Here is a 26,392-nt window from a genome sequence, read left to right as displayed (position 1 = left end):
GGGCAAGACGTGTGCATCGAACGCATCGATGCTTGATGGCCGTCGACAAACCGACAGCCCATACTTGAATGGCGATCCGCGGCCCCATTTTTGATGGGGACGCATCGCCGCGTGACATCACAGTTGCCTGTGCATGGGGCTCATTATACGCAAAAGAAAATTTTGAGATGGCAAGCAACTGAAAACTTTGATGAATTTTCACCTTTGCCGCAAAAATAGGCAGACGAAAGACCCGCTGCCGCGCGTTCCCAAGCCTCGGCGAGGGACGGCGCGGGGCCGGTACAATCAACGTTTTTCCCGCGGCGCCGTCACCTATGAAAGTCACTTTGATCCCTGTCACGCCGTTCCAGCAGAACAGCTCGCTGCTCGTTTGCGAGACGACCGGACGGGCGGCCGTCGTCGATCCCGGCGGCGACCTGGACGTCATTCAAGGCGAGATCGCGCGCCAACAAGCCACGGTCGAAAAAGTCTTCCTGACTCACGGCCACATCGATCATTGCGCCGGTGCCAAGACGCTCGCCACGCACTATGGCGTGCCGATAGAAGGACCTCACCCCGATGAACGCTTCTGGCTGGACAAGCTGCCGGATCAAAGCACTCGCTTCGGCTTCCCGGCCGCCGAGGCCTTCGAGCCGGACCGCTGGCTGCACGACGGCGACACGGTGCGCTTCGGCGACGAAACGCTAGAGGTGTATCACTGCCCTGGGCACACGCCCGGTCACATCGTGTTTTTCAGCCGCGCGCACCGGCTCGCGCTGGTGGGCGACGTGCTGTTTGCCGGCTCGATCGGCCGGACCGATTTTCCGCGCGGCAATCACGCCGACCTGTTGCGCTCGATCCGCGAAAAGCTCTGGCCGCTCGGCGACGACGTGACCTTTGTGCCGGGCCACGGGCCCACCTCGACCTTCGGCGCGGAACGCCGTAGCAATCCCTATGTGGCCGACGGGGTGCAAGCATGAGCAGCGAAATCTACGTCAGCACCGACGTCGAAGCGGATGGCCCGATTCCGGGCCCGCATTCCATGCTGAGTTTCGCGTCCGCCGCGTACACGGAGGACAAGCGGCTGATCGCCACGTTCTCCGCCAACCTGGAGCTGCTCGAGGGCGCGAGGCCGCATCCCGTGCAGGAAGCGTGGTGGAAAACGCAGCCCGACGCGTGGGCCGCCTGCCGCAAGGACTTGCAAAATCCCGAGGCCGCGCTGACGGCCTACGTCGACTGGGTCGAGGCACTGCCGGGCAAGCCCGTGTTCGTTGCGATGCCCGCCGGTTTCGACTTCACCCATATGTTTTGGTACATGATGCGGTTTGTCGGCCGTTGCCCGTTTTCCTGGTCGGCGCTCGACATCAAGACGCTGGCGTTCGCGATGACTGGCCTGCCCTATCGCAAGAACATCAAACCGCGGTTTCCTAAACACTGGTTCGACGATCACCCGCACACCCACGTCGCACTCGACGACGCGATCGAACAGGGCGCGCTTTTCTGCAACATGCTCAAGGAGTTGCGCGCGAGTCAGGCGGCCCTGCTCGCGGTCGGGAAAGAAGGGGACGACGCAGGGTAAAATATCACGGGGAAACCGGCAAATTAGGTAATCTCCCTCGCATAGCCCGTTTTACATTGCGTTTCTTTTTTGCGCCCTCTACCATGCGTTGATACGGCGACGCAAACGGAGGCGCAGTTGACACTCGATACGTTCTCACAAAAGATCCTGCGCCTGCTGCAGCTCGACGCACGCCGCTCCGTGCAAGAGATTTCCGATCAGGTCGGTCTATCGAGCACACCATGCTGGCGGCGCATCAAGGACATGGAACAGTCCGGGGTGATCCAGCGCTATACCGCGCTGCTCGATCGGGAAAAGCTCGGACTGCATGTGTGCGCGCTCGCGCATATCCACCTGACGCGGCACACCGAGGGCGGCGTCGAGCAGTTCGAACGGGAAATCGCCACGTGCCCCGAAGTGACCGAGTGCTACAGCACGACCGGCGAATCCGATTACATCCTCAAGATCGTCGCGCCCGACATCAAGGCGTACGACAGCTTCCTGCACGAACGCATCTTCAAAATTCCGGCGGTGGCGCAGGTCCGCACGAGCGTCGTACTGCGGGAAATCAAATTCGATACGCAATTGCCGCTGTGATGCGTTCCGCGCCGTAGCGCTGGCGCGTTCGTCTGCGGCGCGGTTTCGTGCTGCGCTAAAGCCCGAAAGAGAAATCAAGCCGCGCTGTGCGGTTGCGCGGCTTTGCCGCGAGCGCTTGCCATACCGCCTGGCGGCGATGTCGCCCCACCGATGCCCGTTCGTGCCGTGGACGCATCCACTTCCCGCAGCACCTCCACTTTGCGGGCGCCCAGCCGGCGCTTGAGCGCTTCGAGATCGATCTGTGCAGGAATCGCCGCGCCGCCGGTGCCCTGGCCACCACACGCCCCTGCCGGCAACACGATCTGCACGTCGAGCCCAGTGCTCAGGTAATGAATGTTGACCGCCGTGGCTTTGATTGCGCCGCCCGCCAACGCCGCGTTGACCTCTTCGACCACACGTTCCCGGCTCGGCAGGTCGACGGGCGGATGCGCCACCGCATCGTTTTCGGGATCGACGTGGATCAATGCGTCGAGGACGCGGCTGTCGCTCAAGACGCGCAGCCGCGCCGACTCGGCAATGTAGTGTCCCTCCGACACAGAGATGAGCGGATCGACAAGGATGTGCGCGTCGACGAGCGCGAAGTCGCCCATCTTGCGCGTGCGCAACTCGTGCACGTCCCGCACGCCGTGCGTCGCAAGCAAAAGCGCTCGCACATCGGCGGTGGCGCTTTCGTCGAGCGCGCGGTCGGACAGATCCTGCAGCGCGTCCCAGCCGAACATCCAGCCCATGCGCGCGACCATGAAACCGACGATCGCCGCCGCGATGGGATCGAGCAGACGCACGCCCGCGAGGCTGCCCACCACACCGATCGCCACCACCAGGGACGACCCCGCATCGGACCGCGCATGCCATGCGTTCGCAATCAGCATGGCGGAGCGCACGCGCTGCGCTTCGCGCAGCATGTAGCGAAAAAGGCTTTCTTTGGAAATCAGAACCAGCACGGCAACGGCGAGCGCGCTCGCGTGGACCGCGGGAATGCTTTGAAGATCAGCGAGCCGCGTGCCCGCGCGCCATAACATACCGACGCCAACTGCAATCAACAACGCGCCTAAAAATAACGAAGCAACCGTTTCATAACGGCTATGTCCATAATTGTGATCTGCATCGGGCTTCGCGCCGCTGTGCCGATTGGCAACCAGCACGACAAAATCGGAAACCAGATCGGCAAGCGAATGCACACCGTCGGCAACAAGTGCCTGCGAATGGGCGAACATGCCGATCACTATTTGCAGCGTCATCAACACAGCATTGAGACAAATACTCGCAAGCGTGCTTTTGCGCGCGACGCGGTGTTTCTCGGCGGATTGGGCTGCGGCAGCAGGCATCTCAGAATTGGAGGGAAAGTTCAATCCCTATATTCTACTCGGCAGACTTCAAAGCAAGCACGCAGACTCCAAAAAAAACCTTTTAAATCAGCCGCTTATCTGAACGAAAAGCATTCTCGTTTCGACTAGCCCATCACCTGCGACGCAATGCCGCGCCGGCAAACAAAAAACCGCGCCCTTGACCGGTACGCGGTTTCCATTGGCTGCGGCAGCGCGCCATTCAGCACGCCGACGCAATGCCTTCACACGATTTGTAAGACGGCAAGCGTATTCGCCTGCCCGCAGGCATCACTTGTCGATCAGGAATTTTTCGCGATCGAGGCCCGCAATCCAGCGCGGCGGCTTGCCACGGCCGGACCAGGTGCTACCGCTCTCCGGGTCGCGATACTTCGGCGCAACGCCGGCGCGCGGACGAGCGGCTTTCACGTTCTTGGCTGCCCGGCCACCGCCGAGTTCAGTGAGCGAGATGCCGTAGTCGGCCATTTTCTGCTTGATCTCATTCAACACTTCTGCGTATTCACGCGACTTCGCTTCTTCGATCTGCTTTTCGAGCTTCTCGCGCTGCGCGAGTAGTTCCTTGTAGGAAGACATAGGTTCCCTTATGGTTTGGATTAAATGACTGCCGGTCTCAAGCCAGCTTGCCCTTTGAAGGTGATCATGCCTCGGAATTTGATGGCGAGATTAACACAAAATAGAAAGGCCGCAAAAGCGCTGACACAAAATTAATTCGAAGGTGTTTCTGAAATTTCGATAGCAGGAAGTCCGGGCGGCACCTTTCAAACCTGATTGCGCATTTGGGTGCAAAGGCGGCGCGCGGCGGCGTTTATAAGATCAAATCGAGAAACGAAATATCAGATCATCATCAAGCATCAAGGTTTCATGCGATGAAAGCTTCAAGGCGGACCGCTGGAATCTAGCGAGCGTCCTCCGGCTGGGTACTATGGAGGGAGCACGTTTCGTCGATAGCAATCCAGTCAACTGGCGCGCCCTTGCATACATGCTTCGAGCGACGCGCGCAGGCATTCGCTGTTCGGCTTGGCGCCGTCGAACATGCACCGGTTGCGCAAGCCATCCCGTTTCAGGTCCGCGCCATAGCGGTCTATGCCGAGCAATTCAATTCCGCCGCGGTCGACGTCGGCACAGGCGAATTCTTCAATGAGCGTGTTTTCTTCCTCGAAGCCGAGCGGCGGCAACAGGTCGAGTTCCGCGCCATCCAGCCATCCCATTGCGCCAAAGCCGCCGATATATCGCAAGCGTTCGAGCCGCATCGTCCAGAAACTGAAGTCGCCCAGAACCAGGTACCGCTGCGCATCCGGGTGATAGCGCAGATAGCGCTGCACGACTTGCGGCGTCGGCTCGACCTGCTCGAAGGTGCCCAGTAGCGTGACGCGTTGACCCCTGAGCACGTCGCCCTCGGGTGCGTCGACCACCAGAAAACCCGCGCGCGGGTCGGCGTGCAGGTTGTGGGTGTGCTCGGCGAGCCGGCTTACCAGAATCGTCGGGCGATGCTGCGGGTCCGGCGCGAACGGCAACATCGACGGATAAGGAAAGCCTTCCGGCTGGCGCGCGTGCGTGGCCAGCGTGCCGACCGCCGCAGTGTGCAGCAGGTGCAGCGGAGCGTGAGCGGGGATCTTCAAGAGCGTGTACCTCGGTAGATGGCCGTCAACGGCGCCAGGCGAACATGACGGACGTGAAGGACCCGCCGGCCCGGCCTGCCGCCAGTCACATTCAAAACGAATAATCGTCAGTATCCTGCACTGGCATCCCAAGCATAAGACAGCACGCTTCGCTAGAATCGAAAATTCCCTTTCGATGCGCTTTCTCATCCGCTAGCCCCCGCGAGATCTCAGTGCCCGATCACCAAACCTCCGAATTCGCCGTCCTTCCCGCCGCTCATCGCGACCTTTCCGATACCGCGCGGCAGCGCGCCCGTTTCGCCACGATGGCCGTGTTCTTCATCGCGGGCATGATGTACGCGTCCTGGGGCGTTCATGTGCCGACAGTGCGCGACCGCTTCCACCTGAACGCGGCCATGCTCTCGTTCGCGCTACTGGCCGTGGCGGGCGGTTCGATCGGCGCGATGGTGACCACCGCTTCGTGGATCGCCCGGGTCGGCACGCGCCGCGCCTGCCTGACGGGCGGCCTCGTGATGGCGGCATGCGCAGCGCTGATTCTGGTCGTGCCGGCGTACTGGATATTGCTGATCGTGCTCGCGCTCTTCGGCGCGGGCATGGCCACGCTCGACGTCGCGATGAACGCCGAAGCGAGCGCCGTCGAGAAGGCGATCGGCAAGCCGATCATGTCGTCGTTGCACGGCATGTTCAGTATCGGCGGGATGTTCGGCGCGGCGCTCGGCGGGGCGTTGCTGTCGCGCGGGATGGCGCCGGCGCTGCATCTCGGGCTCGCTGCAGCGGCCAGCGCGCTCGTGCTCGTAATGGCTTGTCCGTCCGTGTTGCCGCACGTGCCGCACGCCGAGCACCCAGACTCCGCCACCCCGCGCGCGAGCCGTTGGCGCTCGCCGGCACTCTGGGCACTCGGCACGATGGCGCTGGTCGCGCTGATCGCGGAAGGCGCGATGTACGACTGGGCCACGGTCTACATGCGTGACGTCGTGCGGGCCTCTCCAGCGCTAGCGAGCGCGGCCTACGCGGCATTCTCCGGCGGCATGGCGGCGGCGCGTTTTGGAGGAGACGCCGTGCGCGCCCGCTTCGGCGCGCCGCAGCTCGTGATGATCAGCGCGACGCTTGCCTGCGCCGGCATGGTCGACGCGCTGCTGCTGCCGAATTCCGCGGCTGCGCTCGTGGGCTTCGCGCTGATCGGGCTTGGCCTCGCGAACATGATGCCGGTACTGTTCGCGGCGGCGGCCAGCGTGAAGGGCATCCACGCGGCCGAGGGGCTGGCGCACGTGGCGGGGCTGGCGTACTTCGGGCTGCTGCTCGGGCCCGTGATCATCGGCGGGGTGACGCAGCTGACCAATCTGACCATCGGTTTGTCGGTGGTCGCGGTGTGTTCCGCACTGATCGCCGTCGTCGGGCCGAAGGTGCTGCGGCGTTTGAAAATCTGATCTCCGGATCGCCGCGGCGAATGGCGCGCACGGCGCGCACAGCGTACGGCGCTCTCGCCTCGCACTGCGCCGTTCCCGCGCCCACAAACAAAAGGCACGCGAGCTTCACAGCCCGCGTGCCTTTTTAACCTGCGAATCGAAGCCAGCGAATCAGCCGGCCTCGATCACGTGGATTTACATCTTCACTACGTCGAGCAGCGTCTTCTTGCCCGACTTGTAGTTGTACAGCGAGATCACGCCGTGTTGAAGGTCGCCCTTCGAGTCGAACGTGGTCTCACCGATCACACCCTTGTAGTCGGTGGCCGGCATCGCTGCGAGGATCTTCGCCGGATCGGTGGAGTTCGCGCGCTTCATTGCGTCGACGATGATGTACACAGCGTCATACGTGAACGGAGCGTAGATCTGGATCGGCTGACCGAAACGCTTTTGGTACTTGGCGAGGAACGCGGCGCCGCCAGCCATCTTCTCGAGCGCCATACCGGCTTCCGAGCAGACGATGTTGTCGGTTGCGTCGCCGGCCAGATCCGACAGCTTGTCGGTACAGACGCCGTCACCTGCCAGCACCTTGGCGCGCAGGCCGAGCTGCTTGGCTTGCTTCGCGAACGGGCCGCCGGTGGCGTCCATGCCGCCGTACATGATCGCATCCGGGTTTTCGCCCTTGATCTTCGTCAGAATCGCGCGGAAGTCAACGGCCTTGTCGTTGGTCGCGTCATGCGACATCACGTTCAGGCCCAGCGACTTGGCGGTCTTTTCGAATTCGTTCGCGAGACCCTGCCCGTAAGCGGTCGAGTCGTCGACGATCGCGACGCTCTTCACTTTCATGCCCTTGGCTGCGTAGTTGGCCAGTGCCGGACCCTGCTGCGCATCGGTTGCGACGACGCGGTACGTCGTCTTGAAACCTTGTTGCGTGTAGGCCGGGTTGGTTGCCGACGGCGAGATCTGTACGACGCCTGCATCGCTATAGATCTTCGATGCCGGAATCGACGTGCCCGAATTCAGGTGACCGACGACTGCAACGACCTTGTCGTCGACCAGCTTCTGGGCGACCTGAGTTGCCGTGCGCGGGTCGGCCGCGTCGTCTTGCGCATCGAGTTGCAGCGTAATTTTCTGGCCACCGATCGTCAGGCCCTTGGCGTTGATTTCTTCAACCGCCAGGCGCGCGCCGTTTTCGTTGTCCTTCCCCAGGTGAGCGATCCCGCCGGTCAACGGCGCGACGTGACCGATCTTGACGACCGTGTCGGCCGCGGCCGATGTTGCCAACGTTGCGAACAGCATCGCCGCAGCGCTGATCGGCAACAGCTTTTGAATCTTGATGTTCATGTAAGTCTCCAGTTTCGATCCCAAAAACAACGTAATCGCCCTATGCCCCCGCTTCCCCAACACGTGTCGCTCAGTCGCGTGGACGATCACGCCGGTTGCATCGTTCATGCACTTGGCCAGCACGGTTGCCGGACTGTTTGTGACAGACGGCAAACCGCACTTGCGCGCAAGTGTAGGCGAACAAATTAATTTGTGGGACTTTTTTAAGAAAGTGGGATGAACACCAATAGCGTTTATCCCACCTAGGCGGGCCGGGACTCGATCGACTCGCTGGAAAGGGCCGACCGATGCGGGTTTCCGCCAGGTGAGGTTTTATTCCAAAGTGCGCGGTTCAACAGTTTCGCCGGTAAAACCATAGGCGATTCGAAGGGTTTTATGCCTGAATAACGGGCGCGTCTGAAACGGCTCGCAAACGCGCCCGCGATGATGCCCGTTCAGCGTTCGAGAGCAGCGATCCGTGCGGTCGCGCCATGCCATTCCTGTTCGATTTGCGCGACGAGTTCAGCCGCGCCGAGACCTTCGGGACGTGCACGGCCGAGTGGCGCGCCCTGGCCCGACCAGAGAGAAAGATAATCGCCGTTTTGCGCGCGGCTCGCGGTTTGACGCAGCTCCTGCGTCAAAGCATTTTGCACGGGATAGGGCGCGATCTTGTCGATGGTGTCGCTCAAGCGCTGCATCAACGGATTGCGGATGCCGCGGGCGTGGCGGCCGGTGATCGCGCGCGTGACCGACGTCGACGTGTCGGCCATCTCGCGCACACGGGTTTTCCATGCCTGCGGGACAGCGCTTTCGCGACAGGTGAGAAAGGCCGTCCCCATTACCGCGGCTTGCGCGCCCAGCGCAAGTGCGGCGGCGACGCCGCGGCCGTCCATGATGCCGCCGGCGGCAAGCGCCGGCAGACCGGTCGCGTCGACGATCTGCGGCACGAGCGCGATCGTTCCGATTAGCGCGTCTTCGAATGCGCCAATGAAAGTGCCGCGATGCGCGCCCGCCTCAGCGCCTTGTGCGACGATCGCATCGGCGCCGGCATCGCGCCACGCGACGCTTTCGGCAACGTGCGTCGCGGTGCCGATCACATAGAGCCCATGTGCATGCAGCCGGGCGACGTCGTCGGTCGAAAGCAGTCCGAACGTGAAGCTCGCGACCGGCACGCGCAATTCGATCAGCATTTCGAACTGCGCGCGGAAATCCGGCGCATAGCGTGCGAGCGGTTGTCCGGGCGGCAAACCGAGATCGGCGCGCAGCGGATCGATCGCTTCGAGCGCGCGACGCACGGTGGCATCGTCCGGCGCGGCGGGTTCGAGCACGAACAGATTGACGCCGAACGGACGATCGGTCAGCGTGCGAACCGCCGCGACTTCACTGGCGATCTTTTCCGGCGACAACGCCGCGCCCGCCAGGAAACCGAGCCCGCCCGCATTCGACACGGCCGCCACCATCTCCGGCGGGGTGGCGCCGCCGGCCATCGGCGCCTGCACGACGGGCACCCGCATTTCAAAACGCCGCGCGAACGGCGTCGCAAAACCGTCTTCAGTCATGATCGTTTCCTTTTGCGGCGATACGCTCGCCTAAAGCCAAACCGACCCAAATGACTGTACCGGCGCGAGCCCCAGCGGAAAAATGAATTATCGAGATTGTTTGAATCGCCCGACGAGAATGGCGACGCACGGCATGGCCCGCGAAGCTGCGCCTGGTCTCGCTGCAAGCCGTTTCTTTTGATGGCACACTAACCGCCCGCTTCAGGCACTTTTGCCCTGTGGCAGGTTATTGAGACCGACTTTGCGCGACATCGCGCGGGTCAACGGAGAACAACATGAGCACGACTTCCCGATGGATCGACATTCCCGCCGGCAACGACAGTTTCGGCGGCTATCTGGCACTGCCCAAAGGCGGCAACGGTCCGGCCGTCATCATCATTCAGGAAATTTTCGGCGTGAACGGGCATATCCGCTCGGTCGCGGATCAGTATGCGCAAGACGGCTATGTCGCGCTGGCGCCGGACGTGTTCTGGCGCGTGCAACCGCGCGTCGAACTGACCTATGACGGCGCGGATCGCAACAAGGGCATCGAACTCATGCAAAAGACCAACGTCGACCAGGCCGTGGCCGACATCGGCGCAGCCGCCGCGGCCTTGCGCGCGATGCCGGAAGTCACCGGCAAGATTGCGGCGATCGGCTACTGCTTCGGCGGCCTCCTCGCGTATCTGGCCGCGGCGCAAGGCTCGGTCGACGGGGCGGTCGCTTATTACGGCGGCGGCATCCAGAATCGGCTCGACCAGGCCGCGAAGGTCAAGGTGCCGATGCAGTTCCACTACGGCGAACTCGACGCTCACATTCCGCTGTCGGACGTGGGCCAGGTTCAGGAGCGCTTCGCGGGTCGCAGCGACGTCGAATTCCACGTTTATCCGAACGCCGATCACGGCTTCAATTGTTCGGAGCGGGGGTCGTATAACCAGCGGGCATCCGCGCTCGCGCATGGCCGCACGCTGACGTTCCTCGGCGAGCATCTGTAACGCGGCTCTCCAAAGGGACTCAGCAGCCCACGGCTTCTATTCACGCACGGTGACCGCCGATTTTGAATCCGCCCTGAGTCACCTTCGTGTTCAACTCGGTTACTCTGTTGAAAGACGGCGTGTTTGTCATACGCCGTCTTTTGACTTGCGTGACGACCAGCCCGGGCGACGCAAAGCCCCTTGACGCAAATCGATCGCATCCATCCATAAGCCACCGGCAGAACACACTCGATAGCGAGGACCATCCGTCGTGCATTCAGACTATCTCGCACATGACGCCATCGGCCTCGCCGAACTGGTGCGCACCGGCCAGGCTAGCGCACGGGAATTGCTCGACATCGCGATCTCGCGTACGGAGGCCGTCAATCCCGCGATCAATGCGATTGTTCTGAAGGACTACGACGCTGCCCGTCAGCGCGCGTCGCGCGACGACGCGAACCGCGCGAGTAACGGCGCGAACGGGTCGGAAAGCACCAGTGCACAAGCTGCACTGGCCGGCGTACCGTATCTGATCAAGGACCTGGGCGCGCCCGTCGCCGGTCTGCGAATGGCGATGGGTAGCCGCCACTACCGCCATTTCATTCCCGACCAGGATGCGCCAGTGGTCGCGCTGGCGAAGGCCGCCGGTCTCAACATTTTTGCCAAGACGAGCACCTCCGAGCTCGGCCAGATGCCTTATACGGAGCCCGAACTATTTGGTGCCTGCCGCAATCCGTGGAATCTCGACCATACGCCGGGCGGCTCGAGCGGCGGCGCGGCGGCAGCCGTCGCCGCGGGCATCGTGCCGCTCGCGCATGCGTCGGACGGCGGCGGCTCGATCCGGATTCCGGCTTCCTGCTGCGGACTGTTCGGCCTCAAACCGTCGCGCGGACGAGTACCGCGCGCGACGCCCGCGAGCGCCGGGGAGCTCGGCATCGATCACGCCATTTCCCGCAGCGTGCGCGACAGTGCGGTGCTGCTCGATCTTATGGGCGGCAACGCCGCCCAAGCGCTGGGCGCACCCGGCACCTTCCTGGCCGCGACGCGCGAGCCGTGCATGCCGCTGAACATCGCCTATGTGACGGAGGCGATGCTGGCGCCCACACTGTCCCCCGACGCGCGCGCCGCGCTCGACGACGCAGCGCAACTCGCCGGCTCGCTCGGCCATAACATCGAGCCGGTGTCCCTCGGGATCGATTTCGGGGCGGTCCGCCACGCGTTTCTCACGCTGTGGTCGGTGACTGCGGAAGACCTGGTGTTGAACGCCGAGCGCATCACGGGCCGAAAACCGCTGCGCACCGAATTCGAAATTTCGACGTGGGCGATGGCGCATGTCGGCCGCAAACTTGGCGAAAGCGGCCTGCCTGCCGCGCTCGAAGAACAGCGTCGCATCACCCAACGCCTGGACGATCTGCTGCATCGCTATGATGCGATCCTGTGCGCGACGCTTGCCGCGCCGCCGATCAAGATAGGCGAGATGCAGCCCACTTCGACCGAGCGCATGCAGATGCGGGCGGTCACCGCAATGCCGCTGGAATCGCTGATGAAGAAGCTGCTGACGGAAGCATCGAACAAGGCGTTTGCGTGGGCGGGCTGCACGGAGCTCTTCAACCTGAGCGGCCAGCCGGCGATGTCAGTACCGCTTTACTGGAATGCGCGCGGGCTGCCGGTAGGCGTGCAATTCGCCGCGCGTGACGGCGGCGAAGCCACGCTGTTGCGGCTGGCGGCGCAACTGGAAGCCGCGCGCCCGTGGTTCGACAAGCGGCCGCCGTTAATGAAGGCGCGCAGTTAGGCCAAACGGCGCCGCATGCGCTGGCCACGCGATGGTTCGCGAGCGCGCCGCGCTCGCGCGATCAAGCCTTCTTGTTATACGCGCTACACCAACCCTTGTTCGCGACCTGCTTGCCCGCGAACATCGGACAGCCCGCGTATGCGTCGGTCGGCTTGCCCTGGAAGAAGCTGCAATTGCCGCAGGCCTGCCCCGGGGCGTATTTGGCGAACTTCGCTTTGTCGACTTTGCTTGCGTCTTCCTTATAGCCGAGCGCTTGCGCGGTCGGATCGGTTTCGGCGACTTTCGGTGCATCGGCGAAAGCCTGGCGCGACAGCGCGAACGTGGACGCCACACCGACACTCGCGATCAAAAACGTACGACGGGAAGATTTCATGGGGACGGACTCCGTTGATATGAACGACTCGCCGTTCTAACGACAGCGGTCCCAAAGCATAGCAATGAAGCGCCCGCCCGTGATGCCTCAAATGATAGAGATAAACGAACGGGTACGACCGCAGGTTCGCGGTGTTAAGCGCGCCCGCTCAATTCGCACACACGCTGCGCGATCGCCAGCGACGCCGTCAAGCCCGGCGACTCAATGCCGAACAGATTGACGAGCCCGCGCACACCATGTGCAGCCGGGCCTTGAATCACGAAGTCGGCGGCGGGTTCACCCGGGCCCGAAAGCTTCGGCCGGATGCCCGCATACGCGGGTTGCAACGCGTTGTCGGGCAGCGCGGGCCAGTACGCGCGAATCGCCGCATAAAACGCGTCCGCGCGACGCGGATCGACATCGTAATTGATCGTATCGACCCATTCGACGTCTGGACCAAAGCGCGCCTGGCCGCCCAGGTCGATCGTCAGATGCACGCCGAGCCCGGCCTCGTTGGGCATCGGATAAATGAGGCGGCTGAACGGCGCGCGCCCCGAGATGCTGAAGTAGTTGCCCCGCGCGAGGTAGAGCGGCGGCACGTGACGCGCATCGAGTCCGCGAATCTTGCGCGCGAGCGCGTTCGCATGCAGGCCCGCGCTGTTTATCACGCACGCGGCGCTGATCGTGGTCGGCGCACCGCCCCCCACCGCAATGACGAAGCGTCCGTTGCCCGCGTCGATGGCCTCGACCGGCGCATGAAACGCGCACACGGCGCCATCGCGTTCGGCGTCGCCCTGCAGCGACAGCATGAACTGATGGCTATCGACGATACCCGTCTGCGGCGAAAACACTGCTTCGACACATTCGAGCGCCGGTTCGAGCGCTTGCGCCTGGTCGCCGCTGATACGCATCAGATCGAGCACACCGTTGTCGCGACCCTTGGCCATGATGCTTTCGAGTTGCGCAATCTGGTGGCGCGCGGTGGCGACCAGCAACTTGCCGCAGCGCGAATGCGGGACGTTGTGCTCCGCGCAATAGTCGTAGAGCATCTCGCGGCCGCGCACGCAGAGCGTGGCTTTCAACGAACCGCGCGGATAGTAGATGCCCGCGTGAATCACTTCGCTGTTGCGCGAGCTCGTGCCCACGCCGATCGCTTCGGCGGCCTCCAGCACGATCACCTCGCGCCCGCGCGCCGCCAGCGCGCGCGCCACCGCGAGGCCGATCACGCCGGCGCCGATCACTACGCATTCGATTTGGTCCATGTCCCTTGACGCGGCCGACATCGCCGCGCGCTACCTCGTTCAGCAATACAGAGAAAGACAGCATGCGGCTCTCGTGTGCCGCACACCGCTCGTTGTCGAACGCACCTGCCGTTTCGCGACCGCCACGCAACACGGTACGACGCCGCACAGACAGAAATGCCCGCACGTCGAAACGACTGCGGGCATTCGGTCCTGAACACGGGTCAACAGTAGCGGCCAGATTCGCTCAGTGTACGCCGTCGATGGTCGGAGCGCTCGGTTCTTCTCACGCCCGCTAGCCTCGAACGGCCCGCCCGCCGGCTTGGCGTCTTCCGCGAGCCCAAACCGACCTGACATCTCTACAACAGCAATAATTGCCGCAGCATTCATTGGGGTTCGAGAGCGCGCCGCCTTTTTCCTGGAAGAGCCGTCCGACGACGGCTTTCGCGGGCGCGAGATGGGTAAACCCCTCAAAAACCTATCGGTTTTCGCCGGGTTCCATGGTCTAGCCGAATATCGCCGGCTTCGATCCTATCCCGCCCATCGATCCGCGCAGCACCGAAGCCGTTCAAAATCGCGCGACGCATCTCACGCGGCGAGGCCAGCTTCAGCGCATCGAGCGCGGCGTCGCTGAGCGTCTCGGGAAAACGCAGGCCCCAGTTATGCGCCGAGCGGATCTCGTCATAAATGGCCTGCGCGATGCGCCGTGCACCGTCGCGGTCCGGCGGCGGAATCTCGTACACGTTCATCCGGTTCAGGATCGGTTCGGGAATGGAGCGTTCGTCGTTCGCGGTCGCGATCCAGATCACGTTGCCCGCGTTGATCGGAATTTCGGCGAATTCGTCGATGAAACTCTGTGCGGTGTCGTGTTCGAGCAGCGCATAGAGTGCGCCGAGTGGATCGTATTGCGAATCGCCGGTGGCCTTGTCGATTTCGTCGACGGCGATCACAGGGTTCGCGTAGCTGCCGTTCACGAGCGCATCGAACACCTTGCCGGGCTTCGAGTTCTTCCACTGCGACGACGCGCCCGACAGAATCCATCCGGCCGTCAAAGAACTCATCGCCACGTATTGGTAAGCGGTGCCGAGCAGGCGTGCCAACTGTTTGGCGAAATGCGTCTTGCCGATCCCTGGATCGCCGAGCAGCAGAATCGGCATCAGTTCGAGCCGGTCTTCGCTTTCCAGGCACAGTGCGACCTGCTTGCGAATGTCGTCGAGCGGGACAGAAAAATTGGGTAGCGCGTCGATCAGATCGTCGATCGACGGCATCCGGTTCGGCTTCACGCAAAAGCGCATATTGCCGGTCTTCAGCATTTTTTCGTATGTTGCGCGTAGCGCCTCGTTCGCGCCCTCGCCGAGATCGTTCAATGCGGTTTCGACCTGATCGAGGTCGTACACCCGACTGAAAGACGCCACGGCGATTTCCTGTTTGACCATTGCTGTCGTCATCGCTCACCCCGTTTGGCTGGCCCTGCTGCGTCGGCGCCTGGTGGGCGCCGTTTCAAGTCCAGTGTAGCGACGGCATTGTCGCGTGCAAGCCAGCAGTCCTGCGGCTGTGCTGCTAACACCGGTTGTTTCGTGCGCCTGTCGACCGCATCTGCAACGTATTGTTGCTGAACCCGCCCCGGCTCGAACTGTCAGAAAGGCGTCGCAGTCATTGGGGGTAAGATGGCTCTCTGACTATTCGGGTTGAGGTAATGCCGGAGATCCTGCTATGTGGAAAACCAGTGTCGTCGCCGTGATGCTTGGCATTTCGTTGCTCGCGAACGCGCAACAACCGCCGGCACAGCACGTCGTGCAATGGCAGTTGCAGGTGATGCGCGACGGACAGCAGATCGATTCATTCGACGGCACCGCCACCGTCGGCCAGGCGCGCACGGATACGCATCACCGGACGGTGCAGCATAACGTCGGCTGTAAAGACCAGCCGGCCGGCAGCCTGGATCTGTCGCGCACGCTGACGGTCTCGCCGCTGCGGGCCGACGCGAGCGAGATCACGCTGTCCATTGACACCCAGCAGACGCTCGAGGACGACGCCGCGCGACAAACCAGCATTGGCTGCAAGCTCCCGCCGCAGCCGCGCGAGGTGAACGCGAGCCATCCGGGCCTGATGCTCACGCCTGGTCAATGGGCGAGCTGGACCCTCATCGACAAAGATCCGAACCTGGTGTACCGCGTGCGTGCGAGCCTCGCGGACAGCCCCAGCAATGCAAACTGATCACGGCCGAGTGCGACGCCCGAACCGATGGGCGATGCCCGCGGCCGATCGACGCGCGCGACCGGAGCCTTCAAACAGAACACGTGGATAACGCGGCATGCGAAACCCAGAAGAATTGATCCGCGAGAACCTCGCGCCGAACGATTTCATTGCGGTGAGCTGGAACCTTCACAAAGGTCGCACACCGCTCGGCTTTCAGGCCTGGCAGGCCATGCAGCGCTGGGTCCAGTCGACTCACGCCGACGCCTATTTCTTGCAGGAAGCGATGGCGCGGCGCATGCCGGGGCCTGTGCTGGCGAGCAGTTTCGGCGCGCCGATCGGCGATCCGCTGAACGATGTCTGGCACTGCCAGGCCACGGAGATCGCCCGCGCGCTCGAACTCGAAGTGGCGCTCGGCCCCAACGTGTTCAAGCCGTCGTGGCGGCACGGCAATGCAATTCTGTCCCCGCATCCGCTGGATCTGGGCGGACGCTGGGACATTTCCGCGCATCGCTTCGAAAAGCGCGGCTTGCTGGTGGCGCGGGCGACCTTCGCTGGTCATTCCGTCACGCTGTTGTGCGCGCATCTGGCGCTCACGCGGCCGGCGCGCTTGCGGCAAATGAACTGGATCGCACACTGGATCGAGAAGGAAGCGCCCGACGGTCCGCTGGTGCTGGCCGGCGACTTCAACGACTGGCGCAACGACTCCGTGCCGCTTTTTCGCGAACATGGCCTGCACGAAGTGGCAACGCTGCTCGGCGAGTCGGGGCGCACTTTCCCTGCTTTCTCGCCGACGCTTGCGCTCGACAAGATGTTCGTGCGCGGTATGCGGCCGATCGAGTGGATCCAGCCGACGCAGGAAACCGCGTGGCTATCGGATCATTTGCCGTACATGGCGCGCTTGCGGGTGGAGTGAGCGCGGCGGCGGGTCTGGATTGCGCCGCGGCGGCCATCGTCGAGCGACAGTGTTCGGGCCAGGCAGTGGTTACCTCGCGCGTTGCGGTGGCGACGGTATGGTCGAGAATGAACGCCTCGGGCGACAGGCCGCCATGCCGCGCGTCGACCGTGTGATGCGGCCCGGGATGGGCCGGCCGCACCTCTGCGTAGGCGCGCCACATCGCTACGGTGTCGGCGTACGAGCGGGTCTGTGTACCAAAACCACGCCATCCACGTGACGCGGCCCTTCAAAGTGCGCGGCACCCACCGCACCCGAGCATTTCCCGCCCAGCCCCTTCCGCCCGCTGGCGCTTGCCAGTTTTATTAGCAGGGTCAATGCTGCAGTGCACGCCGGCTTTCGGTATCATCCCCAGCATGTTGCCCCCGCGGCGCGCCGGTCCGGTCCATGCCGGGCGGCCGATCACAGCCGCCCCGCGCCGGTTTCGCCCATCGCCGTACCCCTTGCTGAAGCGCGGCCGCATCCACGCCAACGTCGTTCGCGGCGTCCGTCGTGCCGACAGCCGGCGCCCACACTTTGCCGGTGCGGCAACCCGCTTCACCACGCTCAACCGACGCGCCGCCGTCTTCCGGCAGCGGTCGCGGTAAAATGGCGGATTGCGCGTGACGCCAATCACGGGTTAGCGCAGCATCGCCCTTGCCGTGCCGGCCGGCTAAACGACTGGCCGCCTTTGTTTTCGCACTATCCAAGAAGCCATGAGCAACCTGAACTCACAGACCGTCCTGAGCGTCCATCACTGGACCGATACGCTTTTCAGCTTCACCTGCACGCGCGATCCGTCGTTCCGTTTCGAGAACGGCCAGTTCACGATGGTGGGCCTCGAAGTCGACGGCAAGCCGCTGATCCGCGCCTACAGCCTCGCTAGTGCGAACTACGAAGAGCACCTCGAATTTCTGAGCATCAAGGTGCAGGACGGCCCGCTCACATCGCGGCTGCAGCACCTGAAGGTCGGCGACGAAGTTCTGATCGGTAAGAAGCCGGTCGGCACCCTGATGGCCGACAACCTGCTGCCGGGCAAGACGCTGTGGCTGCTGTCCACCGGCACTGGCCTCGCGCCGTTCATGTCGATCATCAAGGACCCCGACATTTACGACCGCTACGAGCGCGTGGTGCTGACGCACACCTGCCGTTTCGTCGACGAACTCGCGTATAAGGAATACATCACCGACCATCTGCCCGCGCACGAGCACCTCGGCGAACTGGTGCAGGAAAAGCTGCTGTACTACCCGACGGTCACGCGCGAAGCATTCCACAACCGCGGCCGCATCACCGAACTCATCGAAACCGAAAAGCTGTTCGCCGACCTCGGCGTGCCGGGATTTTCGCTGGACGACGACCGTGTGATGCTGTGCGGCAGCCCGCACATGCTGCGTGATACGCGGAAGTTGCTGGACGACCTGGGCTTTGAGGAAGGCAGCAATAATGCGCCGGGCCATTACGTGGTCGAAAAGGCGTTCGTCGGCTGAGCGACGTACCGTTTTTGGGCGGCGCGGGCCGCCAAGCAAAAAGGAGCCACCGGGCTCCTTTTTTTGTTGGCCGTTACAATTTCGCGCGGCCGCGGACGTTCGGTGTCGGTTTTCTTCCTACAAAAGGAAGCCGCTGCGAACGTGAACCTTTGGGTGAAAAGTTCGCGCTAAGCCTTGGCTGGACTGCAGTCTTTCTTTTTTTGCGATATCATCGCGGCGCATGAATAGCGAAAGCGACGCGCCTTTAGCCAGCCGGCTACGTGTTACAGGATGTAACTTTCGTTACTTTGCACCATAGCGTTTTGCCGTCTACGCAACGCGTGACGACCACCCGGGAGGCTTGAGACTCGCATGCGTTCTTCCCTCTTCGCGCCACTGATGTGCACGCGTTTTGCCATGCACAGGACTTCCTGAGGGGCCAACTCATGGATACGCCGGCCGCCCATCCGTTGTACACCCCCTTTTCTCCATCCGTGGCTCGTGACGGGTTGGACGCCCCGTCGCGGTCGACCGAACGCGAGCTTGCGCGGCTGCGCGCGCAGGTGCGCAAGTTGTCGGCGGAACTCGTGCGGGCGCAGGAAGACGCCCGCCGTCATGTGGCGCGCGAACTCCACGACGGGGTCGGGTCCGAACTGACCGCGACGCGCTTCGCGCTGGCGGGCGTCGAAACCTGGTTGCCCGCCGACGCGCCGTCGCAATGCGCCGCCGCGCTCGCGGTAGCCAACCGCTCGCTCGACGCCGTGTATGCGGCATGCCGTGAGGCCATCACGCAACTGCAGGCGCCATTTCCGCAAATCGATCTCGCGGGCGCGCTGTCGCGCTGGACAGCCGACTTCGCCGCTCGCACCCAGTTGCGCACAGATTTCGTCTGCGCAGCCGACGCGCGTCTCGCGCGCCTGCCAGCCGACGCGGCGCTGGCCGTATTCCGCGTCGCGCAGGAAGCGCTGAACAACGTCGCCCGGCATGCGAGCGCCCAATCGGCGGACGTGCGAATCGAGACAAGCCGGCGTCATCTCGCGCTGCTCGTCAGCGACGACGGCATCGGGTTCACTGCCAACGCCCGCACTCCGCGCCACGGCCACTTCGGGCTGAGCGGCATGCAAGCGCGGTGCGCCGCCTTCGACGGCGCGCTGCGCATCCGCGCCCGCCGCGCCGGCGCACCGGGTAGCGCCGACGCGCCACGCGGAACGCTGTTGCAGGCGCGCTTTGCGTGGGACGCGATGCTCGCGCAGACGCCCAGCGCCGAACGGCGCGCACTGCAATCGTGACCGCGCCGTCATGAGCCTGCGCATCCTGATCGCCGACGACCACGCCGTGGTTCGCCAGGGCGTGCGCCAATTGCTGCTCGACCGCGGCGCGGCGCGCGAAGTGCATGAAGCGCAGAACGGCGGCGAAGTCCTCGACGCAGTCGGCCAGCACGGCTACGACGTCGTGCTGCTGGACATCTCGCTACCCGACATGAACGGCGTCGAAGTGCTCAAGCGTTTGAAGCGCAAGGCGCCGCGCGTGGCCGTGCTGATGTTCTCGATGTACCGCGAGGACCAGTACGCGGTGCGCGCGCTGAAGGCAGGCGCGTCCGGCTACCTGTCGAAAACGGTCGACGCCGCGCAGATGATCGGCGCGATCCAGCAGGTGGCGGCGGGCCGCAAATACGTGAGCCCCGCGATGGCCGAAGCGCTGGCCGACTACGTATCGTTCGACGGCGAGCAGTCGCCGCACGAAAAGCTCTCCGATCGGGAATATCAAACGCTGTGCATGCTCGCGTCGGGCAAACGGCTCACGGATATCGCGGCGGCGCTGTCGTTGTCGGTGAAGACGGTCAGCGTGTACCGCACGCGGCTGCTCGAGAAAATGAAGCTGCGCAATAACGCCGAGCTGACTTTCTACGTGATGAGCAACCGGCTCATCGATCTGAATCCCGCGATGGCGGGCTGAGCTCGCCTCGCCGCCCGCTTTCGTCGTCGCCCCGCGTCGTGTCCCGCCGAGTGGCTCGCCGCCAGCCGTCGCCGGCAAGCCAGCAAGAGAGCGAATCCCTCCTCTGTACTTGCGCAATCGAGCGAAAGCGTATCTGCCATAACGCTTCCTAGGCATAACCCCCTAATACGAAGCGCTTTCAGCCGGGAGTTTCCGCCCGCCGCTGGGGCCGCGCGCTCGTCATCCCAAAATCAGGCGGCAGCGAGCATCCGCTAAAATTGCGCGCTTTCCCGACATTCGGCGCGCAACGCGCGTGCACTACTGGAGATCCCCGCCAATGTCCCTGTTTCGCAAAAAGAGCGTCGAGCACATGATCGCCGCGAGCGCCCGGAACGCCGGCCTCAAGAAAGCATTGGGCGCGCTCGACCTGACTTTCCTCGGTGTCGGCGCCATCATCGGCACCGGCATTTTCGTGCTGACCGGCACGGGCGCCGTGCAGGCGGGTCCGGCGCTGATGGTCTCGTTTCTGATCGCCGCGGTTGCCTGCGGCTTCGCTGCACTAGCCTACGCCGAGTTCGCGTCGACCATTCCAGTGGCGGGTTCCATCTACACGTACTCTTATGCGACGCTCGGCGAGCTGGCCGCGTGGATCATCGGCTGGGACCTGATGCTCGAATACGGGCTCGCCACCTCGGCGGTGTCGGTCGGCTGGTCGGGCTATCTGCAATCGTTGCTGGCGGGCTTCGGCGTCTCCTTGCCCGTCGCGCTGAGCGCGGCGCCAGGCGCGCTGCCCGGCCACGAGACGTTCTTCAACCTCCCCGCGTTCCTCGTGATGATGGCGATCACCGCGCTGTTGTCCGTCGGCGTGCGCGAGTCCGCGCGAATCAACAACATCATGGTGGCGATCAAGGTGACCGTAGTGCTGCTCGTGATCGCCGTGGGCGTGTTCCACGTCACGCCGGCCAATTGGCATCCGTTCATGCCCAATGGCTGGAACGGCGTGTTCGGCGCGGCGGCGGTCATGTTCTTCGCGTTCATCGGCTTTGATTCGGTGTCGTCCGCGGCGGAAGAAGTGAAAGATCCAAAGCGCGATCTGCCGATCGGCATCATCGCGTCGCTCGGGGTGTGCGCGGTGTTGTACGTGGCGGTGGCCGCGGTGGTGACGGGCATCGTGCCGTCGGCCAAGTTCGCGAACATTTCGCATCCGGTATCGTATGCATTGCAGGAGGCGGGGCAGACGTGGGTCGCGGGCTTCATCGACCTCGGCGCCGTGCTCGGCATGCTGACCGTGATTCTGGTGATGGCGTATGGCCAGACCCGCGTGATCTTCGCCATGTCGCGCGACGGCCTGTTGCCGGCGCGGCTGTCGCGCTTGCATCCGAGGTTTGCAACACCGTTCTTCTCGACGTGGCTGGTGGGAATTTTCTTCGGCTTGATCGGCGCGCTGGTGCCGTTGAATGTGTTGGCCGAACTGATCAACATCGGCACCCTGGCCGCCTTCTCGATGGTGTCCATCGCCGTGCTGGTGTTGCGCAAGACGCATCCGGACCTGCCGCGGGCCTTTCGCTGCCCCGGTGTGCCAGTGGTGCCGGTTCTCGCTGTGGCGTCGTGTCTGTTCCTGATGATCAATCTGCAGGGCGTGACGTGGGCGGCCTTCGTGGTCTGGCTGCTGATCGGCATGGTTATCTATTTTGGATATTCGCGCCGCAATTCGAAGTTGGCGAACTGAGCTTCTCTTCCTCGGCGAGCGGTTGTTTGCCGGAAAGCGATCTGTCCCAGGTGGACACCTTCAACGATGCAGCCATCGCGTCGGCGCTTCGCGCGCCGACGCGGCCACTCGTCGAATCTGCTGGCCGTTTTTGTCGACGGCCATGGGTTAGTGCTTCGTTGCACTAGTTAATATCGCCCAGAACATCCGCCGTTTCCGCCATCTCACGCCGCGCGAGGTCGATGCTTAGTTGCGCCTCGCTCGCGAGCACACTTCCCCTCATAGCGCGCCCGATCGATTTGTGCTTTACTTTTCGGCAGACTCATAAAAACCGCAGCACCCGTATCGGACCCACGAGCAGGCAGCTGTAGGCAAGAAAAGACAAAGGTCCGGTCTCATCCATCAGCAATTGGCTTGCATGAGACGGGAGTAGGCAACCACGCGCAAGCTCCGGTCGACCGCTACAAGTCGCATGGGACCGGAGTAAGCGCTAAAGCGCAAACTCCGGTCGACCGCTACAAGTCGCATGGGACCGGAGTAAGCGCTAAAGCGCAAACTCCGGTCGACAAATGGAGACACTTCATGGCGATCAGCATCAGTCTGACGGTGAACGGCGCGCCCATCAGCGCCTCAGTCGACCCCGGCACCCTACTTGTCCAGTTCCTGCGCGATCAACTCCGGCTCACCGGCACGCACGTCGGTTGCGATACCGCGCAGTGCGGCGCATGCACCGTTCATCTGAACGGCCGCGCGATCAAATCGTGCAACATCCTCGCGGTGCAAGCCGATGGCACCAGCGTGACGACCATCGAAGGGATAGCGCAAAACGGTGCGCTGCATCCGATGCAAGCCGCGTTCAAGCATTGCCACGGATTGCAGTGCGGATTCTGCACACCCGGCATGGTGATGAGTGCCATCTCGCTTGTAGCGGGCCAGCCCGAGCTCACCAGCGACGACGTGCGCGCCCAGTTCGACGGCAATCTGTGCCGCTGTACGGGCTATCACAACATCGTCAAGGCGGTGCTCGAAGGGGCGCAAGGCATGAAGTCGTCCGGCACGGCCACGGCCGATGCGAACCCAGCGGCCACCGCGCCGGCCACCGCCTGAGGAGCCGACGATGAACGCACCCGACACCCACCTCATCGGCGCTTCCGTCGAACGCAAGGAAGACTACCGGTTCCTGACCGGCAACGGCCAGTACACCGACGACATCGTCCTGCCGCAGCAAACCTACGCGGTGTTCCTGCGCTCGCCGCACGCGCACGCGAAGATCAACAGCATCGACACGACGGCAGCGAAGCAGTCGCCGGGTGTGGTCGGAATCTTCACCGGCGCGGACATGGCCGCGGACAAGGTGGGCGGCCTGCCGTGCGGCTGGCTGATCCACAGCACCGACGGCAAGCCGATGAACGAGCCGCCGCACCCGATCATCGCGCATACCAAAGTGCGCCACGTCGGCGATCAGGTCGCGCTCGTGATCGCCGATTCGATCAAGGCCGCGAAAGACGCAGTCGAACTGATCGAGGTCGACTACGACGTGCTGCCGCCCGTGGTCGACACCGCGCATGCGGACGACCCGGGCCAGCCCGCCGTTCACGACGAAGCGCCCAACAACGTCTGCTACAACTGGGGCCACGGCGACAAAGCCGCGACCGACGCCGCGTTCGCTCAAGCCGCGCACGTCACTACGCTCGACATCGTCAACAACCGGCTGGTCCCGAACGCCATCGAACCGCGCGCGGTCAACGCGAGCTACTCGGTGCAGGACGACAGCTACTCGCTCTATGTCGCAAATCAGAATCCGCACGTGGAGCGCCTGCTGATGGCCGCGTTCGTGCTGTCGCTGCCGGAATCGAAGTTGCGCGTGATCGCGCCGGACGTGGGCGGCGGCTTCGGCTCGAAGATCTTTCTGTACGCCGAAGACGTGGCGCTCACGTGGGCCTCGAAGAAGATCCGCCGCCCGGTCAAATGGACTGCCGAACGTTCTGAAGCGTTCGTCTCCGATGCGCACGGCCGCGATCACGTGACGAAAGCCGAACTCGCGTTGGACGCGCAGGGCAAGTTCCTCGCGATGCGCATCCATACCACCGCGAACATGGGCGCGTATCTGTCGACTTTCGCGTCATGCGTGCCGACCATCCTGTACGCGACGCTGCTCGCCGGGCAGTACGCGACGCCCGCCATCTATGCCGAAGTGAAAGCGGTCTTCACCAACACCGTTCCCGTGGATGCCTATCGCGGCGCGGGGCGCCCCGAAGCAACCTACGTGGTCGAGCGTCTGGTCGAAACGGCGGCGCGCGAGATGCAGATCGATCCCGCGGAAATCCGCCGCCGCAATTTCATCCGCCAGTTCCCGTACGCGACGCCGGTCGGACTCACCTACGACACCGGCGACTATGAGACGATCCTCGCGCGCTCGCTCGAACTGGCCGACGTCAAAGGCTTCGCTGTGCGTCGGCAGGAGTCCGAAAAGAACGGCAAGCGGCGCGGCCTCGGTTACTCGTGCTATATCGAAGCGTGCGGCCTCGCGCCGTCGAACATCGCCGGCGCGCTGGGCGCGCGCGCCGGTCTCTTCGAGGTCGGTCAGGTGCGCGTGCATCCGACCGGTTCGGTGACCGTGTTCACCGGCTCGCACAGTCATGGCCAGGGGCATGAGACCACGTTCGCGCAAGTGGTCGCCGACCGGCTCGGCATTGCGCTGGAGAACGTCGAGATCGTGCACGGCGACACGGGCCGCATCGCGTTCGGCATGGGCACCTACGGCTCGCGCTCGATCGCGGTGGGCGGCACGGCGATCATGAAGGCGCTCGACAAGATCGAAGCCAAGGCCAAAAAAATCGCCGCGCACCTGCTCGAAGCCGCGGCCGAGGACATCGAGTTCAAGGACGGCGTGTTCCGCGTCGCGGGCACCGACCGCACCAAGGGATTCGCCGAAATCTCGCTGGCCGCGTATGTGCCGCACAACTACCCGCTCGACGTGCTGGAACCGGGCCTCGAAGAAAGCGCGTTCTACGATCCGACCAACTTCACGTATCCGTCGGGCGCGTATATCTGCGAAGTGGAAGTCGATCCGGAGACGGGCGTGTGCCGTATCCAGCAGTTCACCGCGGTCGACGATTTCGGCAACGTGATCAACCCGATGATCGTCGAAGGGCAGGTGCACGGCGGGCTCGCTCAGGGTATCGGCCAGGCGATGCTGGAGCGCTGCGTGTACGACAACGATAGTGGCCAGCTGCTTTCCGGCTCGTACATGGACTATGCGATGCCGCATGCCTCCGACCTGCCCAACTTCACCGTCGAAACCGCGAAGGGAACGCCGTGCACGCACAACCCGCTGGGCGTCAAAGGCTGCGGCGAAGCCGGCGCGATCGGCTCTCCGCCCGCGGTGATCAACGCCATCATCGACGCGCTCGCGCCGCTCGGCGTGACCGATCTGCAAATGCCGGCGACGCCGCATCGCGTGTGGTCCGCGATTCACGCGGCCGCGCAACCCCACTGAGATCCTGAGCGGAGCATTCGACATGTATTCATTCGAGTATCAACGCGCGACGGATCCGCAAGCGGCCGCCGCCATCGTCGCCGCCGACAGCGACGCGAAGTTCCTCGCCGGCGGTCAAAGCCTGCTGCCCACCATGCGGCTGCGTCTCGCGCAGCCCTCGCAACTGGTCGACGTGACGCGGATTGCCGCGCTCAAGTCGATCAGCGTCGACGCGAACACCGTGACGATCGGCGCGGCGGTTTGTCATGCCGACGTCGCGGATCACGCGCAACTGCGGGGCGTGTTGCCTGCGCTCGCGGAACTCGCCGCCCATATCGGCGATCGCCAGGTGCGCGCGCTCGGCACGATCGGCGGCTCGCTCGCCAACAACGATCCGGCTGCCTGCTACCCGGCGGCGGCGCTGGGGCTGGACGCGACCATCGTCACGGATCGGCGGCGCATCGCGGCAAGCGACTTCTTCGTCGGCATGTACGAGACCGCGCTGGCGCCCGACGAGTTGATCGTCGCTGTGACGTTTCCCGTGCCCGAGCGTGCGGCGTACGAGAAATTCCGCAATCCCGCGTCGCACTTCGCGCTGGTCGGCGTGTTCGTTGCCAAATTCGCGAACGGCGTGCGCGTCGCGGTGACGGGCGCGGCGCCTTCCGTATTTCGCGTGCCCGAGCTGGAAAACGCGCTGTCGGCGGATTTCACGCCGGACGCGGCGCGCGCGGTCAGCGTGTCATCCGCCAACCTCAACACGGACATGCATGCGAGCGCCGAGTACCGTGCGCATCTGATCCCGGTGCTGGCCGCTCGCGCCGTAACCAAGGCTAACGCTTAGGGATCCTTGCTATCTACGGGCTGGCGTGTTCTTGACGCACGTCAGCCTTCTTCCCCAATACAGGCAACCAGGCGGCTCCACGCGCGCCCGTTCGCATCGCGCTCCATGCGCGTCA

The 26,392-nt window shown here is 63.7% G+C and carries 23 protein-coding genes; 15 read left to right on the top strand and 8 right to left on the bottom strand.

Going from position 1 to position 26,392, the window contains the following annotated elements:
- Window positions 1–314 precede the first annotated feature (314 nt).
- From ABQJ48_RS07215 to ABQJ48_RS07205, 3 genes are all read left to right on the top strand, one after another.
- Window positions 315–959 (top strand): MBL fold metallo-hydrolase, encoded by a 645-nt coding sequence (locus ABQJ48_RS07215; RefSeq protein WP_367836962.1) that lies wholly within the window; start codon window positions 315–317, stop codon window positions 957–959.
- Complete coding sequence (locus tag ABQJ48_RS07210; RefSeq protein WP_367836961.1) at window positions 956–1,558, top strand: 3'-5' exonuclease family protein; 603 nt, start codon at window positions 956–958, stop codon at window positions 1,556–1,558. Before ABQJ48_RS07215 ends, ABQJ48_RS07210 begins: the two co-directional genes overlap by 4 nt.
- A gap of 117 nt (window positions 1,559–1,675) precedes the next feature.
- Window positions 1,676–2,134 (top strand): Lrp/AsnC family transcriptional regulator, encoded by a 459-nt coding sequence (locus ABQJ48_RS07205; protein ID WP_012431468.1) that lies wholly within the window; start codon window positions 1,676–1,678, stop codon window positions 2,132–2,134.
- 74 nt (window positions 2,135–2,208) lie between these two features.
- Here the strand turns inward: ABQJ48_RS07205 and ABQJ48_RS07200 are convergent, their stop codons facing one another.
- From ABQJ48_RS07200 to ABQJ48_RS07190, 3 genes are all read right to left on the bottom strand, one after another.
- The gene (locus ABQJ48_RS07200) at window positions 2,209–3,459 is read right to left on the bottom strand and encodes a cation diffusion facilitator family transporter (RefSeq protein WP_367836960.1); all 1,251 of its coding nucleotides are present in this window, start codon (window positions 3,457–3,459) and stop codon (window positions 2,209–2,211) included.
- Between the two features lie 288 nt (window positions 3,460–3,747).
- Window positions 3,748–4,050: an H-NS histone family protein gene (locus ABQJ48_RS07195; RefSeq protein WP_367836959.1), complete on the bottom strand. Its 303-nt coding sequence runs from the start codon at window positions 4,048–4,050 to the stop codon at window positions 3,748–3,750.
- A gap of 383 nt (window positions 4,051–4,433) precedes the next feature.
- Complete coding sequence (locus tag ABQJ48_RS07190) at window positions 4,434–5,096, bottom strand: HugZ family pyridoxamine 5'-phosphate oxidase (protein ID WP_367836958.1); 663 nt, start codon at window positions 5,094–5,096, stop codon at window positions 4,434–4,436.
- 212 nt (window positions 5,097–5,308) lie between these two features.
- On the opposite strand from ABQJ48_RS07190, the gene ABQJ48_RS07185 reads away from it, so the two are divergent.
- Window positions 5,309–6,523 carry an MFS transporter gene (locus tag ABQJ48_RS07185; protein ID WP_367836957.1) on the top strand — a complete coding sequence of 405 codons (1,215 nt, stop codon included), beginning with the start codon at window positions 5,309–5,311 and terminating at the stop codon, window positions 6,521–6,523.
- A gap of 174 nt (window positions 6,524–6,697) precedes the next feature.
- Here the strand turns inward: ABQJ48_RS07185 and ABQJ48_RS07180 are convergent, their stop codons facing one another.
- Together ABQJ48_RS07180 and ABQJ48_RS07175 are read right to left on the bottom strand one after the other, a co-directional pair.
- The gene (locus tag ABQJ48_RS07180; protein WP_367836956.1) at window positions 6,698–7,843 is read right to left on the bottom strand and encodes a branched-chain amino acid ABC transporter substrate-binding protein; all 1,146 of its coding nucleotides are present in this window, start codon (window positions 7,841–7,843) and stop codon (window positions 6,698–6,700) included.
- A 434-nt stretch (window positions 7,844–8,277) separates the two neighbouring features.
- Window positions 8,278–9,381: an NAD(P)H-dependent flavin oxidoreductase gene (locus tag ABQJ48_RS07175; RefSeq protein ID WP_367836955.1), complete on the bottom strand. Its 1,104-nt coding sequence runs from the start codon at window positions 9,379–9,381 to the stop codon at window positions 8,278–8,280.
- A 275-nt stretch (window positions 9,382–9,656) separates the two neighbouring features.
- Here ABQJ48_RS07175 and ABQJ48_RS07170 point away from each other — a divergent pair, with 275 nt between their 5' ends.
- On the top strand, window positions 9,657–10,355 hold the full coding sequence (locus ABQJ48_RS07170; RefSeq protein ID WP_367836954.1) for a dienelactone hydrolase family protein: 699 nt from the start codon (window positions 9,657–9,659) through the stop codon (window positions 10,353–10,355).
- A gap of 250 nt (window positions 10,356–10,605) precedes the next feature.
- The gene (locus ABQJ48_RS07165) at window positions 10,606–12,126 is read left to right on the top strand and encodes an amidase (RefSeq protein WP_367836953.1); all 1,521 of its coding nucleotides are present in this window, start codon (window positions 10,606–10,608) and stop codon (window positions 12,124–12,126) included.
- 61 nt (window positions 12,127–12,187) lie between these two features.
- Here ABQJ48_RS07165 and ABQJ48_RS07160 read toward each other — a convergent pair whose 3' ends face one another.
- The 3 genes from ABQJ48_RS07160 to ABQJ48_RS07150 all read right to left on the bottom strand — a co-directional run bounded on the left by ABQJ48_RS07160 (window position 12,188) and on the right by ABQJ48_RS07150 (window position 15,167).
- On the bottom strand, window positions 12,188–12,499 hold the full coding sequence (locus ABQJ48_RS07160; RefSeq protein ID WP_367836952.1) for a high-potential iron-sulfur protein: 312 nt from the start codon (window positions 12,497–12,499) through the stop codon (window positions 12,188–12,190).
- 134 nt (window positions 12,500–12,633) lie between these two features.
- Complete coding sequence (locus ABQJ48_RS07155; protein ID WP_367836951.1) at window positions 12,634–13,740, bottom strand: NAD(P)/FAD-dependent oxidoreductase; 1,107 nt, start codon at window positions 13,738–13,740, stop codon at window positions 12,634–12,636.
- Window positions 13,741–14,189: 449 nt separating this feature from the next.
- Entirely contained in the window at window positions 14,190–15,167 is a 978-nt protein-coding gene (locus tag ABQJ48_RS07150; RefSeq protein ID WP_367836949.1) for an AAA family ATPase, read from the bottom strand.
- 265 nt (window positions 15,168–15,432) lie between these two features.
- Between ABQJ48_RS07150 and ABQJ48_RS07145 the strand changes: the two genes are divergently transcribed.
- The 9 genes from ABQJ48_RS07145 (at window position 15,433) to ABQJ48_RS07105 (ending at window position 26,277) form a co-directional block, all read left to right on the top strand.
- Entirely contained in the window at window positions 15,433–15,936 is a 504-nt protein-coding gene (locus tag ABQJ48_RS07145; protein ID WP_367836948.1) for a hypothetical protein, read from the top strand.
- 97 nt (window positions 15,937–16,033) lie between these two features.
- Window positions 16,034–16,831, top strand: a complete 798-nt coding sequence (locus ABQJ48_RS07140; protein WP_367836947.1) for an endonuclease/exonuclease/phosphatase family protein — start codon at window positions 16,034–16,036, stop codon at window positions 16,829–16,831.
- A gap of 734 nt (window positions 16,832–17,565) precedes the next feature.
- Window positions 17,566–18,336, top strand: a complete 771-nt coding sequence (locus ABQJ48_RS07135) for a ferredoxin--NADP reductase (protein ID WP_367836946.1) — start codon at window positions 17,566–17,568, stop codon at window positions 18,334–18,336.
- Window positions 18,337–18,761: 425 nt separating this feature from the next.
- Complete coding sequence (locus ABQJ48_RS07130; protein ID WP_367836945.1) at window positions 18,762–19,604, top strand: sensor histidine kinase; 843 nt, start codon at window positions 18,762–18,764, stop codon at window positions 19,602–19,604.
- 10 nt (window positions 19,605–19,614) lie between these two features.
- On the top strand, window positions 19,615–20,271 hold the full coding sequence (gene rqpR / locus ABQJ48_RS07125; RefSeq protein WP_367836944.1) for a response regulator transcription factor RqpR: 657 nt from the start codon (window positions 19,615–19,617) through the stop codon (window positions 20,269–20,271).
- Between the two features lie 316 nt (window positions 20,272–20,587).
- Window positions 20,588–21,979: a branched-chain amino acid transporter BcaP gene (locus ABQJ48_RS07120; RefSeq protein WP_367836943.1), complete on the top strand. Its 1,392-nt coding sequence runs from the start codon at window positions 20,588–20,590 to the stop codon at window positions 21,977–21,979.
- Window positions 21,980–22,540: 561 nt separating this feature from the next.
- Entirely contained in the window at window positions 22,541–23,065 is a 525-nt protein-coding gene (locus tag ABQJ48_RS07115; protein WP_367836942.1) for a (2Fe-2S)-binding protein, read from the top strand.
- A gap of 10 nt (window positions 23,066–23,075) precedes the next feature.
- Window positions 23,076–25,457, top strand: coding sequence for a xanthine dehydrogenase family protein molybdopterin-binding subunit (locus ABQJ48_RS07110; RefSeq protein ID WP_367836941.1), 2,382 nt, complete (start codon window positions 23,076–23,078; stop codon window positions 25,455–25,457).
- Window positions 25,458–25,479: 22 nt separating this feature from the next.
- On the top strand, window positions 25,480–26,277 hold the full coding sequence (locus ABQJ48_RS07105; protein WP_367836940.1) for an FAD binding domain-containing protein: 798 nt from the start codon (window positions 25,480–25,482) through the stop codon (window positions 26,275–26,277).
- The last annotated feature ends 115 nt before the right edge of the window (window positions 26,278–26,392 follow it).

The sequence above is a fragment of the Paraburkholderia suaedae genome (assembly GCF_040812055.1).
In the GTDB taxonomy this organism is placed as follows: Bacteria; Pseudomonadota; Gammaproteobacteria; order Burkholderiales; family Burkholderiaceae; genus Paraburkholderia.
Note: the sequence above shows the minus strand (reverse complement) of the source record. Positions and strands in the feature narration are given on the sequence as shown.

Excerpts from the sequence above, each read along its gene's own strand:
- ABQJ48_RS07210 (WP_367836961.1), top strand. The coding sequence starts at position 956 with ATGAGCAGCGAAATCTACGTCAGCACCGACGTCGAAGCGGATGGCCCG.
- ABQJ48_RS07155 (WP_367836951.1), bottom strand. The coding sequence starts at position 13,740 with ATGGACCAAATCGAATGCGTAGTGATCGGCGCCGGCGTGATCGGCCTC.
- ABQJ48_RS07180 (WP_367836956.1), bottom strand. The coding sequence starts at position 7,843 with ATGAACATCAAGATTCAAAAGCTGTTGCCGATCAGCGCTGCGGCGATG.
- ABQJ48_RS07160 (WP_367836952.1), bottom strand. The coding sequence starts at position 12,499 with ATGAAATCTTCCCGTCGTACGTTTTTGATCGCGAGTGTCGGTGTGGCG.
- ABQJ48_RS07215 (WP_367836962.1), top strand. The coding sequence starts at position 315 with ATGAAAGTCACTTTGATCCCTGTCACGCCGTTCCAGCAGAACAGCTCG.
- rqpR (WP_367836944.1), top strand. The coding sequence starts at position 19,615 with ATGAGCCTGCGCATCCTGATCGCCGACGACCACGCCGTGGTTCGCCAG.
- ABQJ48_RS07110 (WP_367836941.1), top strand. The coding sequence starts at position 23,076 with ATGAACGCACCCGACACCCACCTCATCGGCGCTTCCGTCGAACGCAAG.
- ABQJ48_RS07130 (WP_367836945.1), top strand. The coding sequence starts at position 18,762 with ATGGATACGCCGGCCGCCCATCCGTTGTACACCCCCTTTTCTCCATCC.
- ABQJ48_RS07150 (WP_367836949.1), bottom strand. The coding sequence starts at position 15,167 with ATGACGACAGCAATGGTCAAACAGGAAATCGCCGTGGCGTCTTTCAGT.
- ABQJ48_RS07105 (WP_367836940.1), top strand. The coding sequence starts at position 25,480 with ATGTATTCATTCGAGTATCAACGCGCGACGGATCCGCAAGCGGCCGCC.
- ABQJ48_RS07175 (WP_367836955.1), bottom strand. The coding sequence starts at position 9,381 with ATGACTGAAGACGGTTTTGCGACGCCGTTCGCGCGGCGTTTTGAAATG.
- ABQJ48_RS07145 (WP_367836948.1), top strand. The coding sequence starts at position 15,433 with ATGTGGAAAACCAGTGTCGTCGCCGTGATGCTTGGCATTTCGTTGCTC.
- ABQJ48_RS07120 (WP_367836943.1), top strand. The coding sequence starts at position 20,588 with ATGTCCCTGTTTCGCAAAAAGAGCGTCGAGCACATGATCGCCGCGAGC.
- ABQJ48_RS07195 (WP_367836959.1), bottom strand. The coding sequence starts at position 4,050 with ATGTCTTCCTACAAGGAACTACTCGCGCAGCGCGAGAAGCTCGAAAAG.
- ABQJ48_RS07135 (WP_367836946.1), top strand. The coding sequence starts at position 17,566 with ATGAGCAACCTGAACTCACAGACCGTCCTGAGCGTCCATCACTGGACC.
- ABQJ48_RS07170 (WP_367836954.1), top strand. The coding sequence starts at position 9,657 with ATGAGCACGACTTCCCGATGGATCGACATTCCCGCCGGCAACGACAGT.
- ABQJ48_RS07115 (WP_367836942.1), top strand. The coding sequence starts at position 22,541 with ATGGCGATCAGCATCAGTCTGACGGTGAACGGCGCGCCCATCAGCGCC.
- ABQJ48_RS07140 (WP_367836947.1), top strand. The coding sequence starts at position 16,034 with ATGCGAAACCCAGAAGAATTGATCCGCGAGAACCTCGCGCCGAACGAT.
- ABQJ48_RS07200 (WP_367836960.1), bottom strand. The coding sequence starts at position 3,459 with ATGCCTGCTGCCGCAGCCCAATCCGCCGAGAAACACCGCGTCGCGCGC.